Source organism: Pseudomonas bharatica CSV86, assembly GCF_000319305.2.
GTDB lineage: Bacteria > Pseudomonadota > Gammaproteobacteria > Pseudomonadales > Pseudomonadaceae > Aquipseudomonas > Aquipseudomonas bharatica.
On the sequence record NZ_AMWJ02000001.1, the window covers coordinates 127,228 to 153,884 of the forward strand.

20 protein-coding genes and 2 pseudogenes are annotated in these 26,657 nt (G+C 63.5%); 19 read left to right on the forward strand and 3 right to left on the reverse strand.

Annotated elements, in window-relative coordinates:
* Positions 1 to 63: 63 nt before the first annotated feature.
* The 16 genes and pseudogenes from mraZ to lpxC all read left to right on the forward strand — a co-directional run bounded on the left by mraZ (position 64) and on the right by lpxC (position 17,846).
* Complete coding sequence (mraZ, locus tag CSV86_RS00610) at positions 64 to 519, forward strand: division/cell wall cluster transcriptional repressor MraZ (protein ID WP_009396653.1); 456 nt, start codon at positions 64 to 66, stop codon at positions 517 to 519.
* Positions 516 to 1,463 (forward strand): 16S rRNA (cytosine(1402)-N(4))-methyltransferase RsmH, encoded by a 948-nt coding sequence (gene rsmH, locus CSV86_RS00615; RefSeq protein ID WP_009396656.1) that lies wholly within the window; start codon positions 516 to 518, stop codon positions 1,461 to 1,463. Before mraZ ends, rsmH begins: the two co-directional genes overlap by 4 nt.
* Positions 1,460 to 1,753, forward strand: coding sequence for a cell division protein FtsL (ftsL, locus tag CSV86_RS00620; RefSeq protein WP_009396658.1), 294 nt, complete (start codon positions 1,460 to 1,462; stop codon positions 1,751 to 1,753). The genes rsmH and ftsL overlap by 4 nt, the downstream gene beginning before the upstream one ends.
* Positions 1,753 to 3,483: a peptidoglycan D,D-transpeptidase FtsI family protein gene (locus tag CSV86_RS00625; RefSeq protein WP_009396660.1), complete on the forward strand. Its 1,731-nt coding sequence runs from the start codon at positions 1,753 to 1,755 to the stop codon at positions 3,481 to 3,483. Before ftsL ends, CSV86_RS00625 begins: the two co-directional genes overlap by 1 nt.
* Positions 3,480 to 4,946, forward strand: a complete 1,467-nt coding sequence (locus CSV86_RS00630; protein ID WP_240160362.1) for a UDP-N-acetylmuramoyl-L-alanyl-D-glutamate--2,6-diaminopimelate ligase — start codon at positions 3,480 to 3,482, stop codon at positions 4,944 to 4,946. The genes CSV86_RS00625 and CSV86_RS00630 overlap by 4 nt, the downstream gene beginning before the upstream one ends.
* The gene (locus tag CSV86_RS00635) at positions 4,939 to 6,306 is read left to right on the forward strand and encodes a UDP-N-acetylmuramoyl-tripeptide--D-alanyl-D-alanine ligase (RefSeq protein ID WP_009396664.1); all 1,368 of its coding nucleotides are present in this window, start codon (positions 4,939 to 4,941) and stop codon (positions 6,304 to 6,306) included. Before CSV86_RS00630 ends, CSV86_RS00635 begins: the two co-directional genes overlap by 8 nt.
* Entirely contained in the window at positions 6,306 to 7,388 is a 1,083-nt protein-coding gene (gene mraY, locus CSV86_RS00640; protein ID WP_009396666.1) for a phospho-N-acetylmuramoyl-pentapeptide-transferase, read from the forward strand. Before CSV86_RS00635 ends, mraY begins: the two co-directional genes overlap by 1 nt.
* A gap of 5 nt (positions 7,389 to 7,393) precedes the next feature.
* On the forward strand, positions 7,394 to 8,740 hold the full coding sequence (gene murD, locus CSV86_RS00645; RefSeq protein ID WP_009396668.1) for a UDP-N-acetylmuramoyl-L-alanine--D-glutamate ligase: 1,347 nt from the start codon (positions 7,394 to 7,396) through the stop codon (positions 8,738 to 8,740).
* A complete protein-coding gene (ftsW, locus tag CSV86_RS00650) occupies positions 8,737 to 9,954 on the forward strand; it encodes a putative lipid II flippase FtsW (RefSeq protein ID WP_009396670.1) in 1,218 nt (405 codons plus the stop codon). Before murD ends, ftsW begins: the two co-directional genes overlap by 4 nt.
* Positions 9,944 to 11,023 (forward strand): undecaprenyldiphospho-muramoylpentapeptide beta-N-acetylglucosaminyltransferase, encoded by a 1,080-nt coding sequence (murG, locus tag CSV86_RS00655; RefSeq protein ID WP_009396672.1) that lies wholly within the window; start codon positions 9,944 to 9,946, stop codon positions 11,021 to 11,023. Before ftsW ends, murG begins: the two co-directional genes overlap by 11 nt.
* Positions 11,016 to 12,470 carry a UDP-N-acetylmuramate--L-alanine ligase gene (gene murC / locus CSV86_RS00660; protein ID WP_009396673.1) on the forward strand — a complete coding sequence of 485 codons (1,455 nt, stop codon included), beginning with the start codon at positions 11,016 to 11,018 and terminating at the stop codon, positions 12,468 to 12,470. The genes murG and murC overlap by 8 nt, the downstream gene beginning before the upstream one ends.
* A complete protein-coding gene (locus tag CSV86_RS00665; RefSeq protein WP_009396674.1) occupies positions 12,467 to 13,426 on the forward strand; it encodes a D-alanine--D-alanine ligase in 960 nt (319 codons plus the stop codon). Before murC ends, CSV86_RS00665 begins: the two co-directional genes overlap by 4 nt.
* Before the next feature lie 4 nt (positions 13,427 to 13,430).
* A pseudogene (locus CSV86_RS00670) lies at positions 13,431 to 14,299 on the forward strand (cell division protein FtsQ/DivIB).
* A 15-nt stretch (positions 14,300 to 14,314) separates the two neighbouring features.
* Positions 14,315 to 15,568 carry a cell division protein FtsA gene (gene ftsA / locus CSV86_RS00675; RefSeq protein WP_009396676.1) on the forward strand — a complete coding sequence of 418 codons (1,254 nt, stop codon included), beginning with the start codon at positions 14,315 to 14,317 and terminating at the stop codon, positions 15,566 to 15,568.
* A 57-nt stretch (positions 15,569 to 15,625) separates the two neighbouring features.
* Complete coding sequence (gene ftsZ / locus CSV86_RS00680) at positions 15,626 to 16,822, forward strand: cell division protein FtsZ (RefSeq protein WP_009396678.1); 1,197 nt, start codon at positions 15,626 to 15,628, stop codon at positions 16,820 to 16,822.
* A gap of 112 nt (positions 16,823 to 16,934) precedes the next feature.
* Positions 16,935 to 17,846, forward strand: a complete 912-nt coding sequence (gene lpxC, locus CSV86_RS00685; RefSeq protein ID WP_009396681.1) for a UDP-3-O-acyl-N-acetylglucosamine deacetylase — start codon at positions 16,935 to 16,937, stop codon at positions 17,844 to 17,846.
* 189 nt (positions 17,847 to 18,035) lie between these two features.
* On the opposite strand, the gene CSV86_RS00690 is transcribed toward lpxC, so the two are convergent.
* Entirely contained in the window at positions 18,036 to 18,500 is a 465-nt protein-coding gene (locus CSV86_RS00690) for a DUF721 domain-containing protein (RefSeq protein WP_009396683.1), read from the reverse strand.
* Between the two features lie 282 nt (positions 18,501 to 18,782).
* Between CSV86_RS00690 and secA the strand changes: the two genes are divergently transcribed.
* The 3 genes and pseudogenes from secA (at position 18,783) to CSV86_RS00705 (ending at position 23,860) form a co-directional block, all read left to right on the forward strand.
* Positions 18,783 to 21,518, forward strand: a complete 2,736-nt coding sequence (gene secA, locus CSV86_RS00695; RefSeq protein WP_009396687.1) for a preprotein translocase subunit SecA — start codon at positions 18,783 to 18,785, stop codon at positions 21,516 to 21,518.
* A 119-nt stretch (positions 21,519 to 21,637) separates the two neighbouring features.
* Positions 21,638 to 22,855 (forward strand): bifunctional glutamate N-acetyltransferase/amino-acid acetyltransferase ArgJ, encoded by a 1,218-nt coding sequence (gene argJ, locus CSV86_RS00700; protein WP_009396689.1) that lies wholly within the window; start codon positions 21,638 to 21,640, stop codon positions 22,853 to 22,855.
* Between the two features lie 112 nt (positions 22,856 to 22,967).
* A pseudogene (locus CSV86_RS00705) lies at positions 22,968 to 23,860 on the forward strand (Nudix family hydrolase).
* 193 nt (positions 23,861 to 24,053) lie between these two features.
* Here CSV86_RS00705 and CSV86_RS00710 read toward each other — a convergent pair.
* Positions 24,054 to 24,614: a cob(I)yrinic acid a,c-diamide adenosyltransferase gene (locus tag CSV86_RS00710; RefSeq protein ID WP_009395531.1), complete on the reverse strand. Its 561-nt coding sequence runs from the start codon at positions 24,612 to 24,614 to the stop codon at positions 24,054 to 24,056.
* 2 nt (positions 24,615 to 24,616) lie between these two features.
* On the reverse strand, positions 24,617 to 26,647 hold the full coding sequence (locus CSV86_RS00715) for an ATP-binding protein (RefSeq protein ID WP_009395533.1): 2,031 nt from the start codon (positions 26,645 to 26,647) through the stop codon (positions 24,617 to 24,619).
* Positions 26,648 to 26,657: the final 10 nt, after the last annotated feature.

The following is a 26,657-nucleotide window of genomic DNA, read 5'->3' on the forward strand; positions in this document are numbered from 1 at the left end:
GCAGAAAGTGGCATGAAGTGGGTTTTCAGACACAAAAAAGCTAACATTTAGGGAAGCGCAGCCGTGTTCCGCGGAGCAAACGCAATCAATCTCGACGCCAAGGGCCGTCTCGCCATGCCGAGCCGGTACCGTGACGAGCTTGATTCACGTAGCTCGGGGCAATTGATCGTGACGATCGACGCTGTGGATCCCTGCTTATGCGTATACCCGCTGGACGAGTGGGAACTGATCGAAGCGAAATTGCGCGCCTTGCCGTCGTTGCGTGAAGAGAACCGCCGCCTGCAGCGCTTGCTGATAGGTAATGCAGTGGATCTCGAACTCGATGGCAGTGGGCGTTTTCTGGTTCCGCCGCGTTTGCGCGAATACGCGAAGCTCGACAAGCGCGCGATGCTGGTGGGTCAACTGAACAAATTCCAACTGTGGGACGAGGATGCCTGGAACGCTGTTTCTGCAGCGGATCTGGCAGCCATTCAACAACCGGGTGCCATGCCCGATGAACTGCGTGATCTGATCCTGTGACTATCGATAGCGGCTTTAACCACATCACCGTACTTCTGGACGAAGCCGTCGAGGCTCTGTCCGTGCGCGCGGATGGCTGCTATCTGGATGGCACGTTCGGTCGCGGCGGGCACAGCCGACTCATACTGCAAAAGCTTGGACCGGATGGCCGCCTCCTGGGGTTCGACAAGGATCCTCAAGCGATTGCCACCGGGCAAGCGCTGGCGGCCGAAGACGGCCGCTTTGTCATTGTGCAGCGCAGTTTTGCCGAGCTGGGTTCCGAAGTGGCCGAGCGCGGGCTGGCCGGCAAGGTCAGCGGCGTGCTGTTCGACCTCGGCGTGTCCTCGCCGCAGCTGGACGACCCTGAGCGCGGCTTCAGCTTCCTCAATGACGGCCCGCTGGACATGCGCATGGATCCGTCCCGTGGTGTCAGCGCCGCCGAATTCATCGCGACGGCTCCCGAGGAGGAGATCGCCCGCGTATTCAAGGAGTATGGCGAAGAGCGCTTCGCCAAGCGCATGGCCCGTGCCGTGGTCCTGCGCCGCGAGGAGCAGCCGTTCACTCGAACCTCCGATCTGGCCGAAGTGCTCAAGGTCGCCAACCCTGCCTGGGAAAAAGGCAAGAACCCGGCGACCCGTGCATTCCAGGGCCTGCGCATCCATGTCAACAACGAACTGGGCGACCTCGAGGCTGGCCTCGACGCGGCCCTGGATGCGCTGGAAGTCGGTGGTCGCCTGGCGGTGATCAGCTTCCATTCCCTCGAAGACCGCATCGTCAAGCTCTTCATGCGCAAGCTGGCCAAGGGCGAGCAGGACAACCTGCCGCGCAACCTGCCAGTACAGCACAAGCCATTCGAGCCGAAGATCAAGCTGATCGGCAAGGCGCAGTTCGCGTCCGATGCCGAACTCAAGGCCAACCCGCGGTCGCGCAGCGCGGTCATGCGTGTGGCGGAGAAGCTTCGGTGAGCAGGCTCTATGCCAAACCCCTGCCAGGCGGAAGCTTCCTGATGCTTCTGCTGTTTATCGGCGTGCTCGTATCCTCGGTCGCGGTGTCCTACAGCGCCCATTGGAACCGGCAATTGCTCAATACGCTTTACGGCGAGCTCAACGAGCGCGACAAGGCCCAGGCCGAGTGGGGCCGGCTGATTCTTGAGCAGAGCACCTGGACCGCCCATAGCCGTATCGAAAACCTCGCCAGCGAGCAGTTGAAGATGCGCATCCCCGCGGCTGACGAAGTGCGGATGGTGGCGCCATGATGAAGCTCGAAGGCGCCTTGTACCCCTGGCGCTTCCGGGTGGTGCTGGGCTTGCTCGCCTTGATGGTCGGCGCCATTACCTGGCAGATCATCGATCTGCAGGTGGTCGATCGCGACTTCCTGAAAAGCCAGGGCGATGCACGCAGCATGCGGCATATCCCCATTCCTGCACACCGCGGCCTGATCACCGACCGCAACGGCGAGCCCCTGGCCGTCAGTACGCCGGTCACCACGTTGTGGGCCAACCCCAAGGAAATGCAGGGCTCCAAGGAGCGTTGGGGAGCATTGGCAACAGCGCTCGGGCAGAACCCCAAGCAACTCACCGAACGTCTGGAGCAACAGGCGAACAAGGAGTTCATCTACCTGGTCCGAGGCCTGACTCCCGAGCAGGGGCAGGCGGTTCTCGACCTGAAGGTTCCTGGTGTCTATGGCATCGAGGAATTCCGCCGTTTCTATCCTGCCGGCGATGTGGCCGCGCATATGGTCGGCTTCACCGACCTCGACGACCACGGTCGCGAGGGCGTGGAGCTTGCCTACGACGAGTGGCTGGCTGGCGTGCCCGGCAAGCGCCAGGTGATCAAGGACCGACGCGGCCGCTTGATCAAGGATGTCCAGGTCACCAAGAACGCCAAGGCAGGGAAGACCTTGGCGTTGTCGATTGACCTGCGCCTGCAATACCTGGCCACCCGCGAACTGCGCAACGCCATCGCCGAGCAGGAAGCGAAGGCCGGCAGCCTGGTGATCATGGATGTGAAGACCGGCGAAGTCCTGGCCATGGTCAACCAGCCCACCTACAACCCGAACAATCGTCGCAGCATGTTCCCGGCGGCGATGCGCAACCGGGCGATCATCGATGTGTTCGAGCCAGGTTCGACGGTCAAGCCGCTGTCCATGAGTGCCGCGCTGCAGAGTGGTCGCTGGAAACCGACCGACAAGGTCGAGGTCTATCCCGGCACCCTGCAACTGGGCCGCTACACCATTCGTGACGTTTCCAAGACCGAGGGCCCGATCCTCGACCTGACCGGCATCCTGATCAACTCCAGTAACGTCGGCATGTCGAAGATCGCCTTCGATATCGGTGGCGAGGCCATCTACCGGGTGATGTCGCAGTTGGGCCTGGGCCAATACACCGGTCTTGGCTTCCCGGGCGAACGCGTCGGCAACCTGCCGAACCACCGCGAGTGGCGCAAGGCGGAAACCGCGACGCTTTCCTACGGCTACGGCGTGTCTGTCACTGCGCTGCAACTGGTGCATGCCTACGCCGCGCTGGCCAATGACGGCAAGATGGTGCCGTTGAGCATTCTCAAGGTGGACAAGGCGCCGGAATCGACCCAGGTGGTGCCGAAGGAAACCGCGGAAACCATCCAGCAGATGTTGCAGCAGGTGATCGAGGCGCCGCGTGGCGTATTCCGCGCGCAGGTGCCTTCGTATCATGTCGCTGGCAAGTCGGGTACCGCGCGCAAGGCCACCATCGGTTCCAAGGGCTACACCGAAAATGCCTACCGCTCGTTGTTCGCCGGTTTCGGGCCGATGAGCGATCCACGCTATGCCATCGTCGTGGTGATCGACGAACCGAGCAAGGGCGGTTACTTCGGTGGCCTGGTTTCCGCGCCGGTGTTCAGCAAGGTCATGTCGGGCACCCTGCGCCTGATGAACGTGCCACCGGATAATCTGCCGGTTGCCACGCAGCAGGCCGATGCCGCTGCGCCCGCCAAAGGAGGGCGCGGTTGATGACGATGCCATTGAGTAAACTGTTCGCCAATGCCAGTAGCGATCCGCTGATTCGCGAACTGACCCTGGACAGCCGCAATGTCCGCCCCGGCGACTTGTTCCTGGCTGTGCCGGGTGCCAAGGTCGATGGCCGCGACCATATTGCCGATGCGCTCAAGCGCGGCGCGGCGGCAGTTGCCTATGAAGTGCAGGGTGCCAAGGTATTGCCGATCACCGATGCGCCGTTGATTCCGGTCAAGGGGCTGGTCGCGCAGTTGTCGGATATCGCCGGACGTTTCTATGGCGAGCCTAGCCGTCTGCTCGAACTGGTAGGCGTTACCGGCACCAACGGCAAGACCAGTGTGACCCAACTGGTCGCCCAGGCCCTCGACCTGCTGGGCCAGCGTTGCGGCCTGATCGGCACCCTCGGTACCGGCTTCTACGGTGCGCTGCAAAGCGGCCGCCTGACCACGCCCGATCCGCTCGCCGTGCAATCGACCCTTAACGACCTGAAAAAGGCCGGCGCGCGGGCCGTGGCCATGGAAGTGTCGTCCCATGCGCTGGAGCAAGGGCGGGTCGCCGCACTGGCCTTCGATATCGTGGTGATGACCAACCTGTCCCGCGACCATCTCGATTATCACGGCAGCATGGAAGCCTACAAGGCAGCCAAGGCGAAGCTGTTCGCCTGGCCGAACCTGCGTTGCCGGGTGGTCAATCTGGATGACGATTTCGGTCGCGAACTGGCCGCCGAAGCGCGCGAGTCGCGGCTGATCAGCTACAGCCTGAAAGACCCGGCAGCCACCCTTTATTGCCGCGAAGCCAGCTTCGACGATGATGGCGTGCGCGCCGTGTTGGTAACGCCGCAAGGCGAGCACATGCTGCGCAGCCGTCTGCTCGGTCGCTTCAACCTGAGCAATATGCTGGCGGCGGTCGGCACCCTGTTGGCGATGGATCATCCGCTGGATGAAATTCTGAAGGTCACCGCGGAGCTCGAAGGCCCTGTCGGCCGTATGCAGCGCCTCGGCGGCGGCAGCAAGCCGTTGGTGGTGGTCGATTATGCCCACACCCCGGATGCCCTGGAAAAGGTCCTCGAAGCCCTGCGCCCGCATGCCCGTGGCCAGTTGACCTGTCTGTTCGGCTGCGGCGGTGACCGTGATCGCGGCAAGCGCCCACTGATGGCGGAACTGGCCGAACGCCTGGCCGATCAGGTGGTGGTCACCGACGACAACCCGCGTAGCGAAGATCCTCAGGCCATCTTCGACGATATTCGTCCTGGCTTCTCCAAGGCGGATGCCGCGGAGTTCATCGCCGGCCGTGGTGAGGCGATCGCTCGTGTGATCGCCGCTGCCGGCGTCGACGACGTCATCGTCCTGGCTGGCAAAGGCCACGAGGACTACCAGGAAATCAACGGCAAACGTCACGATTTTTCCGATCTTGTTGAAGCCGAAAAGGCGCTTGCAGTCTGGGAGGCCTCTCATGCTTGAACCCCTGTCCCTGAGCCAGTTGACCGAACCGTTGCAAGGGCGCCTGCTGGGCGCCGATGCGCGTTTCGACGGGGTCAGCATCGACAGCCGCAAGATCGCGCCGGGGCAATTGTTCATCGCTTTGGCCGGGCCGCGTTTCGACGGCCACGACTACCTCGACGAAGTAGCGGCCAAGGGCGCCGTTGCGGCGCTGGTGGAGCGTGAGGTTCCGGGTTCCAGCCTGCCGCAACTGCTGGTGGCGGATACCCGTCTGGCCCTGGGGCGGCTCGGCGCGCTGAATCGTCGCGCCTTCAAGCATCCGGTAGCAGCGATCACCGGCTCCAGCGGCAAGACCACGGTCAAGGAAATGCTTGCCAGCATCCTTGGTACCCGGGGCCCGGTGCTGATGACCCGGGGCAACCTGAACAACGATCTCGGCGCCCCCTTGACCCTGCTCGAGCTCGGCCCTGAACACAGCGCCGCCGTCATCGAGCTGGGCGCCAACCACGTTGGCGAGATTCGCTACACCGTCGGCCTGACCCGGCCTCAGGTGGTGCTGATCAACAACGCGGGCACGGCTCATGTCGGCGAGTTCGGCGGGCCGGAGAAGATTGTCGAAGCCAAGGGCGAGATCCTCGAAGGATTGGAGGAGGGTGGTGTCGCGGTATTGAACCTGGACGACAAGGCCTTTGGCATATGGAAACAGCGCGCCGGGAAACACGCCGTGCTGACCTTCGCCCTGACCAGCAGCGCCGCCGACTTCTACGCCAGCGATATTGCCCAGGATGAACGCGGTTGCCCGTCGTTCATCCTGCACGCGCCGCAAGGCCAGGTGGCGATCCAGCTCAACCTGCTGGGCACCCACAACATCGCCAACGCCCTGGCCGCCGCCGCTGCCGCGCAGAGCTTCGGTGTCGCGCTGGAGGGCATCGCCGAGGGCCTGAACACCGTGCAACCGGTCAAGGGCCGCGGCGTCGCGCAGGTCGCGCCCAGCGGCATCCGCGTGATCGACGACACCTACAACGCAAACCCGACCTCCGTGTGCGCGGCCATTGATATACTCGCCGGCTTTTCCGGTCGCACCGTCCTGGTGCTCGGGGATATCGGTGAGTTGGGCCAGTGGGCCGAAGAGGGCCACCGCGAGGTCGGGGACTACGCCAGGGGCAAGGTTTCGGCGCTGTATGCCGTAGGTCCGATGATGGCCCATGCGGTCAAGGCCTTTGGCCAGAATGCCCGCCATTTCACCAATCAAGCTGACCTGATCGCTGCCGTTCGCGGCGAGCAGGCCGTCAACACCACTATTTTGATCAAGGGTTCGCGCAGCGCTGCGATGGAAAACGTCGTGGCGGCCCTGTGCGATTCCAGCGGGGAGAAACATTAATGCTGCTGCTGTTGGCCGAGTATCTGCAACAGTTCTACAAGGGCTTCGCGGTCTTCCAGTACCTGACCCTGCGCGGGATCCTGGGCGTACTGACCGCGTTGTCGCTGGCCCTGTGGCTGGGCCCGTGGATGATCCGTACCCTGCAGATCCGCCAGATCGGCCAGGCCGTGCGTAACGACGGCCCGCAATCGCACCTGTCCAAGTCCGGTACCCCGACCATGGGCGGGGCGCTGATCCTTTCCGCCATCGGCGTGAGCACCCTGCTCTGGGCCGACCTGAGCAACCGTTACGTGTGGGTGGTGCTGATCGTCACCATGCTGTTCGGCGCCATCGGCTGGGTCGACGACTACCGCAAGGTGATCGAGAAGAACTCCCGCGGCCTGCCGAGCCGCTGGAAATATTTCTGGCAGTCGGTATTCGGCCTGGGCGCGGCGATCTTCCTTTATATGACCGCACCGACCAGCGTCGAAACCACCCTGATCGTGCCGATGCTGAAGGACGTCACCATTCCCCTGGGCGTCGGTTTCGTCGTGCTGACCTATTTCGTCATCGTCGGCTCGAGCAACGCGGTCAACCTGACCGACGGCCTCGATGGCCTGGCGATCCTGCCGACCGTGCTGGTAGGCGGTGCCCTGGGCATCTTCTGCTACCTGTCGGGCAACGTGAAATTCGCCGAATACCTGCTGATTCCCTACGTTCCGGGCGCAGGCGAGCTGATCGTGTTCTGCGGCGCGCTGATCGGCGCCGGCCTCGGTTTCCTCTGGTTCAACACCTATCCGGCCCAGGTCTTCATGGGCGACGTCGGCGCCCTGGCACTGGGCGCAGCGCTGGGCACCATCGCCGTGATCGTTCGCCAGGAAATCGTCCTGTTCATCATGGGCGGCGTGTTCGTCATGGAGACCCTGTCGGTGGTCATCCAGGTCGCGTCGTTCAAGCTGACCGGCAAGCGCGTATTCCGCATGGCGCCGATCCATCACCACTTTGAACTCAAGGGCTGGCCAGAGCCGCGCGTGATCGTCCGCTTCTGGATCATCACCGTGATTCTCGTGTTGATCGGCCTGGCAACCCTGAAACTGAGGTAGAACGCGTGTCCTTGATCGCAACTGACCACTTCCGCATCGTTGTCGGCCTCGGCAAGAGCGGCATGTCCCTGGTTCGCTTCCTGGCGAACCGGGGCATTGCGTTTGCGGTCGCCGACACGCGCGAGAACCCGCCGGAGCTGGCGACCCTGCGTCGCGACTATCCGCAGGTCGAAGTGCGTTGCGGTGAGCTGGACGTGGACTTCCTCTGCCGCGCCGACGAGTTGTACGTGAGCCCCGGGCTGGCCCTGGCCACCCCGGCCCTGCAGCAGGCTGCCGCCCGTGGCGTCAAGCTCTCCGGCGATATCGAGCTGTTCGCGCGTAACGCGAAGGCGCCAATCGTGGCCATCAGCGGTTCCAACGCCAAGAGCACCGTGACCACCCTGGTCGGCGAGATGGCCGCAGCGGCGGGCAAGCGCGTGGCGGTGGGTGGCAATCTCGGCACTCCGGCCCTTGACCTGCTCGGTGACGACGTCGAGCTTTACGTGCTGGAGCTGTCGAGCTTCCAGCTGGAAACCACCGACCAGCTCAATGCCGAAGTGGCCACCGTGCTCAATGTCAGCGAAGACCACATGGACCGCTACAGCGGCCTGCCGGCCTACCACCTGGCCAAGCACCGGATCTTCCGTGGCGCCCGCCAGGTCGTGGTCAACCGTCAGGACGCCCTGAGCCGTCCGCTGCCGGTGGAAGGCCAGCCCTGCTGGACCTTCGGCCTGAACACGCCTGACTTCAAGGCCTTCGGCCTGCGCGAAGAAAACGGCGAGAAATACCTGGCCTTCGAATTCCGCAACCTGATGCCGGTTCGCGAACTGAAGATCCGCGGTGCGCACAACCAGTCCAACGCCCTTGCCGCGCTGGCCCTCGGGCATGCCGTCGGCCTGCCGTTCGAGGCCATGCTGGAAAGCCTGCGCAGCTTCGCCGGCCTGGCCCATCGTTGCCAGTGGGTCCGTGAGCTGAACGGCGTCAATTACTACGACGACTCCAAGGCCACCAACGTTGGCGCGGCGCTGGCCGCCATCGAAGGCCTGGGTGCCGATATCGACGGCAAGCTGGTACTGATCGCCGGTGGCGACGGCAAGGGCGCGGACTTCTCCGCCCTGCGTGCTCCGGTCGGCGAACATTGCCGCGCGGTGGTCCTGCTCGGCCGCGATGCCGAACTGCTGGCCGAAGCCCTGGGCGACAGCGTGCCGCTGGTTCGGGTCAAGACCCTCGAGGACGCTGTGCAAAAAGCTGCCGAACTGGCCCGGTCCGGCGACGCCGTGCTGCTGTCCCCGGCTTGCGCCAGCCTCGACATGTTCAAGAACTTCGAGGAGCGTGGGCGCCTGTTCGCCCAGGCCGCAGGAGAACTGGCATGATCTTCGGCGCCATCAAGCCCTATCCGTCGCCGCTGATCAGCGGCCGTGGCATCGACCTGGACTTCCCGTTCCTGGTCGGTTGCCTGGCGTTGCTCGGTCTGGGCCTGGTGATGATTACCTCGGCGTCCTCGGAAGTCGCCGCGGCGCAGTCGGGCAATCCGCTCTACCACATGTTCCGCCACCTGATTTACGTCGGCCTCGGCGTAGGTGCCTGCATCGTCACCATGATGGTGCCGATCTCCACCTGGCAGCGCATGGGCTTTCTGATGCTGATCGGTGCCTTCGGCCTGCTGGTGGCGGTACTGATCCCGGGTATCGGGCGTGAAGTGAACGGTTCGATGCGCTGGATCGGCTTCAGCTTCTTCAACGTCCAGCCTTCGGAGATCGCCAAGGTCTTCGTGGTCGTCTACCTCGCCGGCTACCTGGTACGGCGCCAGCAGGAAGTGCGTGAAAGCTGGATGGGCTTCTTCAAGCCGTTCATCGTCCTCCTGCCCATGGCCGGCCTGTTGCTGATGGAGCCGGACTTCGGCGCCACGGTAGTGATGATGGGCTCGGCGGCGGCGATGCTGTTCCTCGGCGGCGTGGGGTTGTTCCGCTTCGGCCTGATGGTGGTGCTGGCGGTGGGCGCGGTGTTCGTGCTGGTCCAGGCCCAGCCGTACCGGATGGCCCGCCTGATCACCTTCACCGACCCCTGGGCCGACCAGTTCGGTTCCGGCTATCAGCTGACCCAGGCGCTGATTGCCTTCGGCCGTGGCGAGTGGTTCGGCGTCGGCCTGGGCAACAGCGTGCAGAAGCAGTTCTACCTGCCGGAGGCGCATACCGACTTCGTGTTCTCGGTGCTTGCCGAAGAGCTGGGCGTGGTCGGCTCGCTGCTCACCGTTGCCCTGTTCGTCTTCGTCACCGTGCGCGCGCTGTACATCGGCCTGTGGGCAGAAAAGGCCAAGCAGTTCTTCGCCGCCTATGTGGCCTTTGGCCTGGCCTTCCTGTGGATCGGCCAGTTCCTGATCAACATCGGAGTGAACGTCGGCCTGCTGCCGACCAAGGGCCTGACCCTGCCGTTCCTCAGCTACGGTGGCAGCTCGCTGGTGATCTGCTGTGCCTGCGTCGGGTTGCTCCTGCGCATCGAATGGGAGAGCCGTACTCACCTGGGCAGCGAGGAACACGAATTCGACGAAAACGATTTTGCCGAGGAGCCGACCCATCATGGCCGCTGACGGCAAGAACGTATTGATCATGGCCGGCGGAACCGGCGGCCATGTATTCCCGGCGCTGGCCTGCGCCCGGGAATTCCAGGCGCGCGGTTTCACCGTGCATTGGCTGGGAACGCCACGGGGTATCGAGAATGAACTGGTACCGCAGGCCGGCCTGCAACTGCACCTGATCAATGTCACCGGGCTGCGTGGCAAGAGCAAGCTGTCACTGCTCAAGGCGCCGTTCACCTTGGTCAAGGCGGTGTTCCAGGCGCGGCGGATCATCCGTCAGGTCAATCCGGTCTGCGTGGTCGGTTTCGGTGGCTATGTCACCGGTCCAGGCGGCGTGGCCGCCAGGCTGTGCGGCGTGCCGGTGGTGATCCACGAGCAGAATGCCCGTGCCGGTACCGCCAACCGCCTGCTGGTGCCATTGGCTGGACGGGTCTGCGAAGCCTTCCCGGACACCTTCGGGGCCAGTGCCAAGCGCCGCACCACCGGTAACCCGGTACGTGCCGAGCTGTTCCTGGAGCCTGTGCGCCAGGCCCTGCCGGGACGTCGGGCGCGCCTGCTGGTACTGGGCGGCAGCCTGGGCGCCGAACCGCTGAACAAGCTGCTGCCCCAGGCCCTGGCCCTGGTGCCGGAAAGCCTGCGGCCCGAGGTGTTCCACCAGGCCGGAAAGAATCATGACCAGATCACCGCTCAGCGTTATCGCGAGGCGGGGGTCGAGGCTCAGGTAGAGCCGTTCATCAAGGACATGGCCCAGGCCTATGGCTGGGCCGACCTGGTGGTATGCCGTGCCGGCGCGCTGACCGTCAGCGAACTGGCCGCCGCGGGACTGCCGTCGTTGCTGGTGCCCTTGCCCCATGCCATCGACGACCACCAGACCCACAACGCCCATTATCTGGCACGCGAAGGCGCCGCCTTCCTGATGCCGCAAGCGACAACTGGCGCAGCGCAGCTCGCTGAACGCCTGAACGAGGTGCTGATGCAACCGGAAAAACTCGACACCATGGCCGCCACCGCACGACGCCTGGCCAAGCCCGCTGCAACCCGCACCGTGGTCGATATCTGCCTGGAGGTGGCCCATGGTTGAGAACCAGAAAGCCATGCCCCAGCCTGAAATGCGCCGTATCCGTCGCATCCACTTTGTCGGTATCGGCGGCGTGGGCATGTGCGGGATCGCCGAAGTACTGCTGAACCTGGGCTACCAGGTGTCCGGTTCCGACCTCAAGGAGTCGCCCGTTACCGAGCGCCTGAAGTCCTTCGGGGCCGAGATCTTCATCGGCCACCGTGCCGAAAACGCCGCCAGCGCCGACGTGCTGGTGGTGTCCAGCGCCATCAACACGGCCAACCCGGAAGTTGCCACCGCCCTGGAGCGGCGCATTCCGGTGGTGCCGCGTGCCGAGATGCTGGCCGAACTGATGCGCTACCGCCATGGCATCGCCGTCGCCGGTACCCATGGCAAGACCACCACCACCAGCCTGCTGGCCTCGGTCTTCGCCGCAGGCGGCCTGGACCCTACCTTCGTCATCGGTGGTCGGCTGAACGCTGCAGGTACCAATGCCCAGCTCGGTACCAGCCGCTACCTGATCGCCGAAGCCGACGAGAGCGATGCCAGTTTCCTGCATCTGCAGCCATTGGTCGCGGTGGTCACCAATATCGACGCCGACCATATGGCCACCTACGAAGGCGACTTCAACAAGCTGAAGAAAACCTTCGTCGAGTTCCTGCACAACCTGCCGTTCTACGGCCTGGCCGTGGTCTGCCTGGACGACCCGGTGGTTCGCGAGATCCTGCCGCTGGTCAAGCGCCCGGCAGTGACCTACGGCTTCAGCGAAGAAGCCGACGTGCGCGCGATCAACGTACGCCAGTCGGGCATGCAGACCCACTTCACCGTGCTGCGCCGTGACCGTGCGCCGCTGGACGTGTCGGTGAACATGCCGGGTAACCACAACGTGCTCAACGCCCTGGCGACCATCGCCATCGCCACCGACGAGGGCATCAGCGACGAGGCCATCGTCCAGGGTCTTTCCGGTTTCCAGGGCGTTGGCCGACGCTTCCAGGTCTACGGCGAACTGCCGGTGGAAGGCGGCAGCGTGATGCTGGTGGACGACTATGGTCATCACCCGACCGAGGTTGCCGCGGTAATCAAGGCCGTGCGCGGTGGCTGGCCGGAGCGTCGCCTGGTCATGGTCTACCAGCCGCACCGCTACAGCCGTACCCGTGACCTCTACGACGATTTCGTCCAGGTCCTGGCCGACGCCAATGTGCTGCTGTTGATGGAAGTCTACCCGGCGGGCGAAGAGCCGATCCCGGGCGCCGACAGTCGTCAGCTGTGCCACAGCATTCGCCAGCGCGGTCAGCTCGATCCGATCTACATCGAACGCGGCATCGAACTGGCGCCTCTGGTCAAGCCATTGCTGCGTGCCGGCGACATCCTGCTGTGCCAGGGCGCCGGTGATATCGGTGGCCTCGCGCCACAACTGTTGAAGAGTCCGTTGTTCGCTGGTGCGGGTGCCAGTCAGGAGAAAGCGAAATGACTGCCGAAGCCTACGCCAAGCTGCATTCCACGATCGCCCCGAAAGATTTCGGCCGTGTCGCCGTGCTCTACGGCGGCAAGAGCGCCGAGCGCGAAGTCTCGCTGAAGTCCGGTGCCGCGGTGATCGACGCGCTGCAAGGCGCCGGAGTCGACGTGGTTGCCATCGATGTCGGTGACGACCTGCTGGCCCGCCTGCAGAGCGAGAAGATCGACCGCGCCTTCATCATTCTCCACGGCCGTGGCGGCGAAGATGGCAGCATGCAGGGCCTGCTGGAGTGCCTGGGCATTCCCTACACCGGCAGCGGCATCCTCGCCTCGGCCCTGGCCATGGACAAGTTGCGTACCAAGCAGGTGTGGCAGAGCCTGGGCATCCCGACCCCGCGCCATGCCGTGCTGGCCAGTGAAGCCGACTGTATTTGCGCAGGCGCGGAACTGGGCTTCCCGTTGATCGTCAAACCGGCCCATGAAGGTTCCAGTATCGGTATGGCGAAAGTGTCCAGCGTCGCGGAATTGATCGCGGCCTGGAAAGACGCCGCCAACTACGATTCGCAAGTCCTGGTCGAGCAGTGGATCCAGGGTCCGGAGTTCACTGTGGCGGTGCTGCGTGACCAGGTCCTGCCGCCGATCGCCCTGGGCACCCCGCATTCGTTCTACGACTACGACGCCAAGTACCTGGCTTCCGATACCCAATACCGGATCCCGTGTGGCCTGGATGCAGCCAAGGAACAGGAATTGATCGACCTCACCGCCCGCGCCTGCGACGCCATCGGCATCGCTGGCTGGGGCCGCGTGGATGTAATGCAGGACGAGCATGGCCGCTTCTGGCTGCTTGAAGTCAACACCGCACCAGGCATGACCGACCATAGCCTGGTGCCCATGGCGGCACGTGCGGCCGGCCTCGATTTCCAGCAGTTGGTGCTGGCGATCCTGGCGGCCAGTGTCGAGGCGCGAGGTTAAGCCCATGCAAGGCGCGATGTTACGTCATCAGCAACCCGCCCCGGCCGTAACAAGCCGGTGCCGCGTGGTGCCAGCCGGATGGTGGCCAAGGAGCCACTGTCGGCGCGCCTGCCCAAGCCGAACTTCAGCATCTTCAAGAAGCTGCTGTGGCCCGTGCTGCTGGTCGTCGCGGGCTTTGGCGCCTACGAAGGCGCGCAGCGCCTGATGCCCTATGCCGACCGGCCGATCACCAAGATCGCCGTGCAGGGCGACCTCAGCTACATCAGCCAGCAGGCGGTGCAGCAGCGTATTGCCCCTTATGTCGCGGCGAGTTTCTTCACCGTCGACCTGGCGAGCATGCGTACCGAACTGGAGCAGATGCCCTGGATCGCCCATGCCGAAGTGCGTCGGGTATGGCCAGACGAAGTGGTTATTCGCCTGGAAGAACAGTTGCCAGTGGCGCGCTGGGGCGAGGACGCCTTGCTCAACAACCAGGGCCAGGCCTTCACCCCACGCGAACTGGCGAACTACGAGCACCTGCCGCAGCTTTTCGGGCCGCAGCGCGCTCAGCAACAAGTGATGCAGCAATATCAGGTTCTCAACCAGATGTTGCGCCCCCTGGGTTTCTCGATCGCTCGCCTGGAGCTGCGCGAGCGGGGCAGCTGGTTCCTCACCACCGGCGCCGGCAGCGCCGGCCCGGGTATCGAACTGCTGCTGGGGCGCGACCACCTGGTGGAAAAAATGCGCCGTTTCATTGCCATCTACAACAAGACGCTCAAAGAACAGATCACGAACATCGCCCGCATCGATCTGCGTTACGCCAACGGCCTTGCCGTTGGCTGGCGGGAACCGATTGCACAGCCCGCGGCCCAACCCGCCGTGGCGAAGAATTAGAGAGAGGCAGGACCCATGGCAAATGCGCATAGCGGCAAAATGATCGTCGGGCTGGATATCGGCACGTCCAAGGTGGTTGCACTGGTAGGCGAAGTCGCCGCCGACGGCACCCTGGAGATCGTCGGTATCGGCACCCATCCATCGCGCGGGTTGAAAAAAGGCGTGGTGGTCAATATCGAGTCCACCGTGCAGTCGATCCAGCGCGCCGTCGAAGAGGCGCAGCTGATGGCTGGCTGCCGGATCCACTCGGCCTTCGTCGGCGTGGCCGGCAATCACATCCGCAGCCTGAACTCCCACGGCATCGTGGCGATCCGCGATCGCGAAGTCAGCACTGCGGACCTGGAACGGGTACTGGACGCGGCCCAGGCCGTGGCTATCCCCGCCGACCAGCGCGTGCTGCATACCCTGCCGCAGGATTACGTGATCGATAACCAGGAAGGCGTGCGCGAGCCGCTGGGCATGTCCGGCGTGCGTCTGGAAGCCAAGGTCCATGTGGTGACCTGCGCAGTCAACGCGGCGCAGAACATCGAGAAGTGCGTGCGCCGCTGCGGCCTGGAAATCGACGACATCATCCTCGAGCAACTGGCTTCGGCCTACTCGGTGCTCACCGACGACGAGAAAGAGCTGGGCGTGTGCCTGGTGGATATCGGCGGCGGCACCACCGACATCGCCATCTTCACCGAAGGCGCGATCCGTCATACCGCAGTGATCCCGATTGCCGGCGACCAGGTGACCAACGACATCGCCATGGCCCTGCGTACGCCGACCCAGTACGCCGAGGAAATCAAGATCCGCTACGCCTGCGCCCTGGCCAAGCTGGCCGGTGCCGGCGAAACCATCAAGGTGCCGAGCGTCGGCGACCGTCCGCCGCGCGAGCTGTCGCGCCAGGCCCTGGCCGAAGTGGTCGAGCCGCGCTACGACGAGCTGTTCACCTTGATCCAGGCTGAGCTGCGCCGCAGCGGTTACGAGGACCTGGTACCAGCGGGCATCGTCCTGACCGGTGGTACCTCGAAGATGGAAGGCGCGGTCGAACTGGCCGAGGAAATCTTCCATATGCCGGTACGCCTCGGCGTACCACACAGCGTTCGGGGGCTGAGCGACGTGGTTCGCAACCCGATCTATTCCACTGGCGTTGGCCTGCTGACCTATGGCCTGCAGAAACAGTCCGACGGCGTGCCAGTGCCAGGTATCAGAAACGACAGCTATGGCGATGAACCGAAGGCCCCGGTGCTTGAGCGCTTCAAGCGTTGGGTCCAGGGAAACTTCTAAGTTTCAAAAGCAGTAGTGGTAGGCGCAAAAAACTAGAGAACTGAAAGGAGAGGGAAAATGTTCGAGCTCGTAGACAACGTCCCGCAAAGTCCGGTCATCAAAGTGATCGGCGTCGGTGGCGGCGGTGGCAACGCCGTCAACCACATGGTCAAGAGCAACATCGAAGGCGTCGAATTCATCTGCGCCAACACCGATGCTCAGGCCCTGAAAAACATCGGTGCGCGCACCATTCTGCAACTGGGTACCGGTGTCACCAAGGGCCTGGGCGCGGGTGCCAATCCGGAAATCGGCCGCCAGGCCGCACTGGAGGACCGCGAGCGTATCGCCGAGGTGCTGCAGGGCACCAACATGGTCTTCATCACTACCGGCATGGGTGGTGGTACCGGTACCGGTGCTGCGCCGATCATCGCCGAAGTGGCCAAGGAACTGGGCATCCTCACCGTTGCGGTGGTGACCCGTCCGTTCCCGTTCGAAGGCCGCAAGCGCATGCAGATCGCCGATGAAGGCATCCGCTCGCTGGCCGACAGCGTCGACTCGCTGATCACCATTCCCAACGAAAAACTGCTGACCATCCTCGGCAAGGACGCCAGCCTGCTGTCGGCCTTCGCCAAGGCGGACGACGTTCTGGCCGGTGCCGTGCGCGGTATCTCCGACATCATCAAGCGTCCGGGCATGATCAACGTCGACTTCGCCGACGTGCGTACCGTAATGAGCGAAATGGGCATGGCGATGATGGGTACCGGCTGTGCCAGCGGTCCGAACCGTGCGCGTGAAGCCACCGAGGCGGCGATCCGCAACCCGCTGCTCGAAGACGTCAACCTGCAGGGCGCCCGTGGCATCCTGGTCAACATCACTGCCGGTCCGGACCTGTCGCTGGGTGAATACTCCGACGTGGGCAGCATCATCGAGGCGTTCGCCTCCGACCACGCGATGGTCAAGGTCGGCACCGTGATCGATCCGGATATGCGCGACGAGCTGCACGTCACCGTGGTCGCTACCGGCCTGGGTGCCAAGATCGAGAAGCCTGTGAAGGTCATCGACAACACCCTGCAAAGCGCGGCTGCCCAGGTTTCCACCCCGGCTCCGGCACCCGTGCGCAACGAGCAGCCTGCGGTCAACTACCGTGACCTGGAGCGTCCGACCGTGATGCGCAACCAGACCCACGCTGGCGCGGCAGCGGCTGCCAAGCTCAATCCTCAGGACGACCTGGATTACCTGGACATCCCGGCATTCCTGCGTCGTCAGGCCGATTGATGGAATTTATCAGGGGTATTAGGGTGATTGGTGTTCAGCAAAGGTTGGGTCTGTTATCATCCCCAGCCTTTGTTGATACCAGTTCGCAATCTGTGCTGAAGCGGCCAATGCCATGATTAAACAACGCACCCTGAAAAATATCATCCGTGCCACAGGTGTCGGCCTGCACTCCGGGGAAAAGGTATACCTGACCCTGAAACCTGCGCCTGTGGATACCGGCATCGTATTTTGCCGAGCCGACCTCGATCCCGTGGTGCATATCCCTGCCCGTGCGGAAAATGTCGGCGAGACCACCATGTCGACCACGCTGGTCAACGGCGATACCAAGGTAGACACGGTTGAGCACCTGCTCTCGGCCATGGCTGGCCTAGGCATCGATAACGCCTACGTCGAGCTCTCCGCCTCCGAAGTCCCGATCATGGACGGTAGCGCAGGCCCCTTCGTATTCCTGATTCAATCCGCCGGCCTGGAAGAACAGGACGCGCCGAAGAAATTCATCCGCATCCTGCGTGAAGTGACAGTGCAAGACGGCGACAAGCGCGCCACTTTCCTGCCTTTCGACGGGTTCAAGGTGAGTTTCGAGATCGATTTCGACCACCCGGTGTTCCGCAACCGTACCCAAAGCGCAAGCGTCGACTTTTCCAGCACCTCGTTCGTGAAGGAAGTCAGCCGCGCCCGTACCTTCGGGTTCATGAGCGACATCGAGTACCTTCGCAAGCACAACCTCGCCCTCGGCGGCAGCGTCGAGAACGCCATCGTGGTTGACAAGGACGGTGTATTGAACGAGGACGGCCTTCGCTATGAAGACGAATTCGTCAAGCACAAGATCCTCGACGCCATCGGCGACCTCTACCTGCTGGGCAACAGCCTGATCGGCGAGTTCCGCGGCTTCAAGTCCGGTCACGCGCTGAACAACCAGCTGCTGCGCAAGCTGATCGAAGAAACCGATGCGTGGGAAGTCGTGACTTTCGAAGACGCCAGCACCGCACCGATCTCCTACATGCGTCCGGTTGCCGCTGTATAAGCTCGAATACTCTCTCTAGTTTCAAGGCCGCCCTCGGGCGGCCTTTTTTATTTGCCTGTCAACACCGCACACTGTGGGCTTGGGAAATGATGTTGCCAGGTCGGGCGCTATCGCTGGCAAGCCAGCTCCCATAGGGTCTGAGTAACCTGTGGGAGCTGGCTTGCCAGCGATGAGGCCATCAGCAACACCTCAGGAATTGTCTTTTTTGCTCTTGCGATGGCTCGCCAGGCGCTCCAGCGCCGCACGCAGGTTCGGATCACTGATCCCCTGCGCCGTGGCCTGGATGGTTTCCGCCGACTTGTCCGAGATATCGATAACGTGGCTGGGCGGGCGCGGAGTAGTAGCCACCGGCTGCACCTTGAACAGGATCCGGTTCAGATTCACGAAGGCGTCCAGTTGCTGCAACTGGCGTTGCAGGCGCTTCTGCTGGTAGCGCAGGCGTGTTGCCCAATGCCCGTCGGTGACCACCAGCGTCAGGGTACCTTCGCGCCAGGTCGCCACCCGGCAATGCTCCCGCGCAGCCGGCTGCAACTGGCTTTCCACCAGACGCTGCAACTGCGCCAGGCGCTGCGCCTGGTTGAACAGTGCCTTGAGCGGACGGGCCTCGCGCAACAGCGTGCCGGGCGCGCGGGCGGGAGAGGGGCGGTAGGCCATGATGACACCTGCAAAGACGATCCGCGCATCTTAACAGATCGCCCGCGCAGGGCTGGAGAGCCGCTATCCACATGAATCTTGACCCACGCGGGTTGAAGTTGTCGAAAAAGCCCTTATTGTAAAAAAGCCCCCGTTACAGCGCTGTGCCAGCATCGTGGAACTCCACCACTTTCCTCACCATCGTTTCCGGGTAGAATGCTCGTTCGCATGCGGCCAATAAGGGCTGCACGGGCGACTTCACGGGGCCGCCCTCCATCCCTATGTGTGGAAGATCCTGCCGATATGTTTGCGCCTTTGTTAAAGAAACTTTTTGGAAGCAAGAACGAGCGTGAAGTGAAGCGCATGCTCAAGACGGTCCAGATCGTCAATGCCTTCGAAGAGCAGATGGTGGCCCTCTCCGATGAACAGCTGCGGGCCAAGACCCCCGAGTTCAAAGAGCGCCTGGCCAAAGGCGAGACCCTCGACCAGCTCCTGCCGGAAGCCTTCGCCGTCGCGCGCGAGGCCGGCAAGCGGATCATGGGCATGCGCCACTTCGATGTGCAGTTGATCGGCGGCATGACCTTGCACGAAGGCATGATCGCGGAAATGCGCACCGGTGAGGGCAAGACCCTGGTGGCAACCCTCGGTGTCTACCTCAATGCGCTGTCCGGCAAGGGCGTGCACGTGGTCACGGTCAACGACTACCTGGCCCGTCGCGACGCCAACTGGATGCGTCCGCTGTACGAATTCCTCGGCCTGACCGTAGGCGTGGTCACCCCGTTCCAGCCGCCGGAAGAGAAGCGCGCTGCCTACGCCGCCGACATCACCTACGGCACCAACAACGAATTCGGCTTCGACTACCTGCGCGACAACATGGCGTTCAGCCTGGAAGAGAAATTCCAGCGCGAGCTGAATTTCGCCGTGATCGACGAAGTCGACTCCATCCTGATCGACGAAGCCCGTACCCCGCTGATCATTTCCGGCCAGGCCGAAGACAGCTCCAAGCTGTACATCGAGATCAACAAGCTGATCCCGCGCCTGACCCAGCACATCGAGGAAGTGGAAGGCCAGGTCACCCAGGAAGGCCACTTCAAGATCGACGAGAAGAGCCGCCAGGTCGAACTCAACGAAGCCGGTCACCAGTTCATCGAGGAAATGCTCACCCAGGTCGGCCTGCTGGCCGAGGGTGAAAGCCTCTACTCCGCGCACAACCTTGGCCTGCTGACCCACGTCTATGCCGGCCTGCGGGCGCACAAGCTGTTCCACCGCAACGTCGAGTACATCGTCCAGGATGGCCAGGTCCTGCTGATCGACGAACATACCGGCCGTACCATGCCGGGCCGTCGTCTCTCCGAAGGCCTGCACCAGGCCATCGAAGCGAAGGAAAACCTGAATATCCAGGCCGAAAGCCAGACGCTGGCTTCGACCACTTTCCAGAACTACTTCCGCCTCTACACCAAGCTGTCCGGCATGACCGGTACCGCCGACACCGAAGCCTTCGAGTTCGCCCAGATCTATAACCTCAACGTTATGGTCATCCCGCCGAACAAGCCGCTGGCGCGCAAGGACTTCAACGACCTGGTGTACCTGACCGCCGACGAGAAATACGCCGCGATCATCGCCGACATCAAGGAAAGCATGGCCTCCGGTCGTCCTGTCCTGGTCGGTACGGCAACCATCGAAACCTCCGAGCACATGTCCAACCTGCTCAAGAAGGAAGGTATCGACCACAAGGTCCTGAACGCCAAGTACCACGAGAAGGAAGCCGAGATCATCGCCCAGGCCGGTCGTCCCGGCGCGCTGACCATCGCCACCAACATGGCCGGTCGCGGTACCGACATCCTGCTGGGCGGCAACTGGGAAGTCGAAGTGGCTTCCATGGAAAACCCGACGCCCGAGCAGATCGCCCAGATCAAGGCCGACTGGCAGAAGCGTCACCAGCAGGTGATCGAATCCGGCGGTCTGCACGTGATCGCGTCCGAGCGCCACGAATCGCGCCGTATCGACAACCAGCTGCGTGGTCGTTCCGGTCGCCAGGGCGACCCGGGTTCGAGCCGCTTCTACCTGTCCCTGGAAGACAGCCTGATGCGCATCTTCGCCTCCGACCGGGTGAAGAACTTCATGAAGGCCTTGGGCATGCAGTCCGGCGAGGCCATCGAGCACCGCATGGTGACCAACGCCATCGAGAAGGCGCAGCGCAAGGTCGAAGGTCGCAACTTCGACATCCGCAAGCAGCTCCTGGAGTTCGACGACGTAGCCAACGAGCAGCGCAAGGTGATCTACCACATGCGCAACAGCCTGCTGGCTGCCGAGAACATCGGCGACACTATCGCCGAGTTCCGCCAGGAAACCCTCGATGCAACCTTCGCCCAGCATATTCCGCCGCAATCGCTGCCCGAGCAGTGGGACGTGGCCGGCCTGGAGGCATCCCTGGCCAGCGACTTCGCGGTGAAACTGCCAATTCAGCAGTGGCTCGACGAAGACGACAAGCTGTACGAGGAGACCCTGCGCGAGAAGGTCCTCAACGAGCTGGTCACCGCCTACAACGAGAAGGAAGACAGCGCTGGCGCCGAAGCCCTGCGTACCTTCGAGAAGCAGATCCTGCTGCGCGTCCTCGACGACCTGTGGAAAGACCACCTGTCGACCATGGACCACCTGCGCCACGGTATCCACCTGCGCGGCTACGCCCAGAAGAACCCGAAACAGGAGTACAAGCGCGAGTCGTTCACTCTGTTCCAGGAGCTGCTGGAGTCGATCAAGCGCGACACCATCCGCGTGCTTTCCCATGTCCAGGTCCGCCGCGAGGACCCGGTCGAGGAAGAAGCCCGTCTGCGCCGCGAAGCCGAGGAGCTGGCCCAGCGCATGCAGTTCCAGCATGCCGCAGCGCCAGGCCTGGAAGCTGCCGAGCAGCTGGAGGAGGGCGCTGAAGTCGCCGTCGCCGCCGCACCGGTACGCAACGACCAGAAACTGGGCCGCAACGAGCTGTGCTGGTGCGGTTCCGGCAAGAAGTTCAAGCACTGCCACGGGCAGATCAACTGATCGAGCCTGTCACGCTGAAACCTGAACACCGCGCCGCGACCGGTCTCCACCGTCGCGGCGTTGTTCCATCTCAAGCACCGTCGGATTGCCGGCGGTGAATTTTTTCTAGGAGCGCTTTCATGGCTGTTGGTCTTGGTCCTTTGCCAACGTTGCACCCGGTTCCCGGTTTCGAACTCGGTATCGCCTCTGCGGGCATCAAGCGCCCGGGGCGCAAGGATGTGGTGGTGATGCGCTGTGCCGAAGGCTCCAGTGTCGCTGGTGTGTTCACCCTGAATGCCTTCTGCGCCGCCCCGGTGATCATTGCCAAGCAGCGCGTGCAGGGCACCGTGCGTTACCTGCTGACCAACACCGGTAATGCCAACGCCGGTACCGGCGCCCCGGGCCTGGCGGCCGCGGAACGCACCTGCGCCAAGCTGGCCGAGCTGACCGGCGTCGACGCCAGCGCCGTGCTGCCGTTCTCCACCGGTGTAATCGGCGAGCCGCTTCCGGTCGAGAAGATCGAAGGCGCCCTGCAGGCCGCCTTGGACAACTTGTCCGAGAACCACTGGGCCGAAGCCGCCACCGGCATCATGACCACCGACACCCTGCCCAAGGGCGCCAGCCGTCAGTTCCAGCATGAAGGCGTGACCATCACCGTCACCGGTATCAGCAAAGGCGCGGGCATGATCCGCCCGAACATGGCTACCATGCTCGGCTACATCGCCACCGACGCCAAGGTCGCTCCGGCAGTACTGAAGGACCTGATCCTGGACGGCGCCAACAAGTCGTTCAACCGCATCACCATCGACGGCGACACCTCGACCAACGACTGCTGCATGCTGATCGCCACCGGCAAGGCCGACGTGGCCGAGATCACCGAGGCCAGCGGCCCGTTGTTCGAAGCGCTGAAGAAGGCGGTATTCGAAGTCTGCATGGAAGTGGCCCAGGCCATCGTCCGTGACGGCGAAGGCGCCACCAAGTTCGTCACCGTGCAGGTCAACGGTGGTGGCAACCACCAGGAATGCCTGGACGTCGGCTACGCCGTCGCCCACTCGCCACTGATCAAGACCGCGCTTTTCGCCTCCGATCCGAACTGGGGCCGTATCCTCGCGGCGGTCGGCCGTGCCGGCGTTCCGAACCTCGACGTCAGCCTGATCGACGTGTACCTGGACAAGGTCTGCATTGCCTCCAAGGGCGGCCGCAGCGCGACCTACACCGAAGACCAGGGCGCCGCCGTCATGGCCCAGGAAGAAATCACCATCCGTATCGAGCTGGGCCGTGGCCAGTGCAGCGAGACCATCTGGACCACCGACCTGTCCCACGAGTACGTGAAGATCAACGCGGAATACCGCACCTGATCGAACGCCGCCGCCTGGCCTGGCCAGACGGCGGCATCCTCTCAATCAGCGGAGTTCAAAGTTGAAACGGATTCATGTCGCCGCCGCCGTCATTCGTGGCGCGGATGGCCGTATTCTCATCGCCCGGCGTGGCGAAACCCAGCATCAGGGCGGCCTGTGGGAGTTTCCCGGGGCAAGGTCGAGGATGGCGAAGCCGTCGAGACAGCCCTGGCCCGCGAGCTGCACGAAGAGCTGGGCATCGGGGTCACCGCCGCGCGGCCACTGATCAAGATCAGGCACGACTACCCGGACAAGCAGGTCATGCTTGACGTCTGGGAGGTCAACGCCTTCACCGGCGAGCCCCATGGTGCCGAGGGCCAGCCGCTGGCCTGGGTATCGCCACGGGATCTGGGGCAATACGAATTCCCCGAAGCCAACCGGCCCATCGTCGCGGCGGCGCGCTTGCCAGGCGACTACCTGATTACCCCCGACGACCTGGAAGCCCCACACCTGCTGCGTGGTATCCAGAAGGCGATTGCCGGTGGGATCAAGCTGGTGCAATTGCGCGCGCCGAACATGTACGACCCGAAATATCGGGATGTCGCGGTCGATGCCGTAGGCCTTTGCGCCGGCAAGGCGCAGTTGATGCTCAAGGGGCCGCTGGAATGGCTGGGCGACTTTCCGTCTGCCGGCTGGCACCTGACTGCCGAGCAATTGCGCAAGTATGCCCCCAATGGCCGGCCGTTCCCCAAGGAGCGATGGCTGGCGGCGTCGTGCCACAGTGCTGAAGAACTGGCGCTGGCGGAGCGGATGGGCGTGGACTTCGTGACGCTGTCGCCGGTGCAGGCGACCCAGACCCATCCCGAGGCTCAGCCGCTGGGTTGGGACGCGGCGCAGCAGATGATCGATGGCTTCAACAAGCCGGTGTTCCTGCTCGGTGGCGTTGGCCCGAACGAGCGTGAGCGAGCCTGGCAGATCGGTGCGCAGGGTGTTGCCGGTATCCGTGCGTTCTGGCCCGAGATCTGACTTCACACCAGATCCTGTGAGAGCTGGCTTGAACAATGATGCTGTCAGGTCTGGCCTCATCGCTGGCAAGCCAGCTCCCACAAGGTCCAGTGTCAGCCATGGGTTTTGTGTCCGGCGGATAACCCTGTGGGAGCTGGCTTGCCAGCGATGAGGCCGGCAAGGACAAAAATGTTGTCAGGATCCGGCTTCCGCTTCAGGGTTTCGCGGCAGCCTGCCAGAGGATTTCGCCGATGCCCTGGCGCCGGGCGATCAAGCGCGCGGCAACGAACAGCAGGTCGGAAAGCCGATTGATATAGGCCAGCCCAACCCCCGCCAAGGGTTCCACTGCATTCAACTGCTGGCAGCGGCGCTCGGCACTGCGTGCCAGGCTCCGGCACACGTGGGCCTGGGCAACCAGCGCCGAGCCTCCCGGCAGGATGAAGTTCTCCAGCGGCCCGAGCTCCTCGTTCCACCGATCGATCGCCGCCTCCAACCGCCCTATCTCGATCTTGTCCAGCGCCTGGTAAGTGGGCATCGCCAGTTCGCCACCCAAGTCGAACAGCCGATGCTGACAAGGCGCCAGTACCTCGATCAGTTCCGTCAGTCCCTCGCCGTCCAGCCCCGCCAGCAACAGCCCTAAGTGGCTGTTCAGCGTATCCACCTCGCCGATCGCTTCGATGCGTGGATGGTCCTTGGGCACCCGGCGTCCATCGCCCAGGCCGGTTTCACCCTGGTCCCCGGTGCGGGTGTAGATCTTCGACAGGCGGAAACCCATGCTCATGACTCCAGTTTGCGCGGGGCCGGCAGTGGCGAGGCCGTCAGAGGCAGGCGCAGGGTGAAGCAGGTTCCCTGGCCCGGACTCGATTGCACTTCCATCTGGCCCTTGTGGTTGTTGGTAATGATGAAATACGAAACCGACAGCCCAAGACCGGTACCCTGGCCGATCTCCTTGGTGGTGAAGAAAGGCTCGAAGGTGCGCTTGCGTACCGCTTCGGGCATGCCGATACCGTTGTCCTCGACCTGGATCTCCGCCCAGGGCGGATTCAGCCGGGTACGCAAGGTGATGCGCCCGGGTTCGCTGTTGTCCTGGCGCAGGTGGATGGCCTGGGCGGCATTCTTCAGCAGGTTGAGCAGCACCTGCTCCAGTTCGTTGGCGGTGCCCGGTACCGGGCCGAGCTCCGGGTCGAATTGGCGGACGATGGCCTGGCCCTTGAAGTCGAAGCCGATCGTCAGGTCGAAGTCGTTTCCGGCGATCTCCACCGCCTGGTCGATCAGCGCCGGCAAGTCGCAAGGCGCCATCTGCCGGTTGCTGCGGCGGCTGAAGCTGAGCATATGGGTGACGATCTTCGCCGCCCGCGCCCCGGCCTGCTGGATGCCGTCGAGCAATTGCGGGACCTGGCGCGCCTCGAGGTAGCGATTGACCGTGCCCAGATCGATCCCGGCCTCGCTGGCGGCTTCCAGGTTCTTCGGCAGGTCGGGCGAGAGGCGCCGGCGGATGTTCTGCACGTTGTGCAGGATGGCACCCAGCGGGTTGTTGATCTCGTGGGCCATGCCGGCGGCGAGGCCGCCTACCGAGAGCATTTTTTCCGACTGCACCATCATTTCCTCGAGCGACAGGCGCTGGGTAATGTCGTCAATGCGGATCACCACGCCACGGCCGCCACCGCCCATCAGCGGGTAGAAGGTCAGGGCGTAATGGCGCGGCTCGTCGTCCCGTGTCCAGGTCACCCGCTCGATCTTCGCCACGCGGTGCTTTTCCACGCTTTCCTTGAGCTGCGGCAGAAACGGCTTGAGCGGTTCGAAGGCGAGGAAGATCGGCTGGTTCAACGCCTCGTCCAGCGGTGTGCCGGAGAGGCTGCTGGCTTCCTGGTTCCATTGGGTCACGTACAACTGCTCGTCGAGGGCGATCAGCGCCGACGGCATGGAGTCGATGATGCTGTTGAGGTAATTCTGGAAACCGGTGAGCTTGCGCTCGATCTTGCCCCGTACCTGGACTTCCAGTTCCAGCTTGCGGTTGGTATGGCGGGTTTCCTCGGCCAGGCCCTGGGCCTGGTCGTAGGCCTGCTGGAACTCGTCGCGGGCGCGCTTGAGCTGCTGCTCCCGGGCCTCGATGCGCGACAGCATGGTGTTGAAGGCCTCGGCCAGGCTGCCGATCTCGTCATGGTTGCCGGGGCGGGCGCGCAAGGCGTAGTTCTCTTCCCGGGTAACCTGGCGCGACAGTTGTTCCAGCTGGTAGATCGGCTGGGTGATCAGGCGCTTGATCTGCCGGGCGATGATCATCCACAGCAATACGCTGAAGACCAGGATGCCGAGGCTGGCAGTCAGCGTGCCGGTATAGAAGGCGGCGGGCAGTTCGCTGCTGGCCACCAGCAGCAGATGGCCGGGAGGGCTGCCGCTGCGGGGCAGGCGAATCAGCTGGGTATTGCGGAACTCGGTCAGGCGCCAGCCTTCGATATTGCGAAAGCGCTTGGGCAGGGCGATCGGTTCGCCATGCTGCAACTGGGCGAGGATCCTGCCATCGCTGCCATACAGTGCGGCAGCGCGCAGCGGGGTGTAGGTGTCCAGCTCGTCGAGCAGGCGGTTGGCCGCTTCCGGCGAGTCGGTCGCCTGTTGCGCCAGTTGCGGATTGGACACCAGGCGCCCGATGGTCTGCAGGGCCTGGGGAGCCATCGCCTCCTGGGAAATCCAGTAGGCAGCGCTGATGAAGGTCAGGTTGGCCACCAGCAGGATGGTGATCAACAGCACCAGCAGGGCCGCCAGCAGTTTCTGGCCGACCGGCAGGTTTTCCAGGCGTTCGCGCAAGGGCATGGTAACGGCA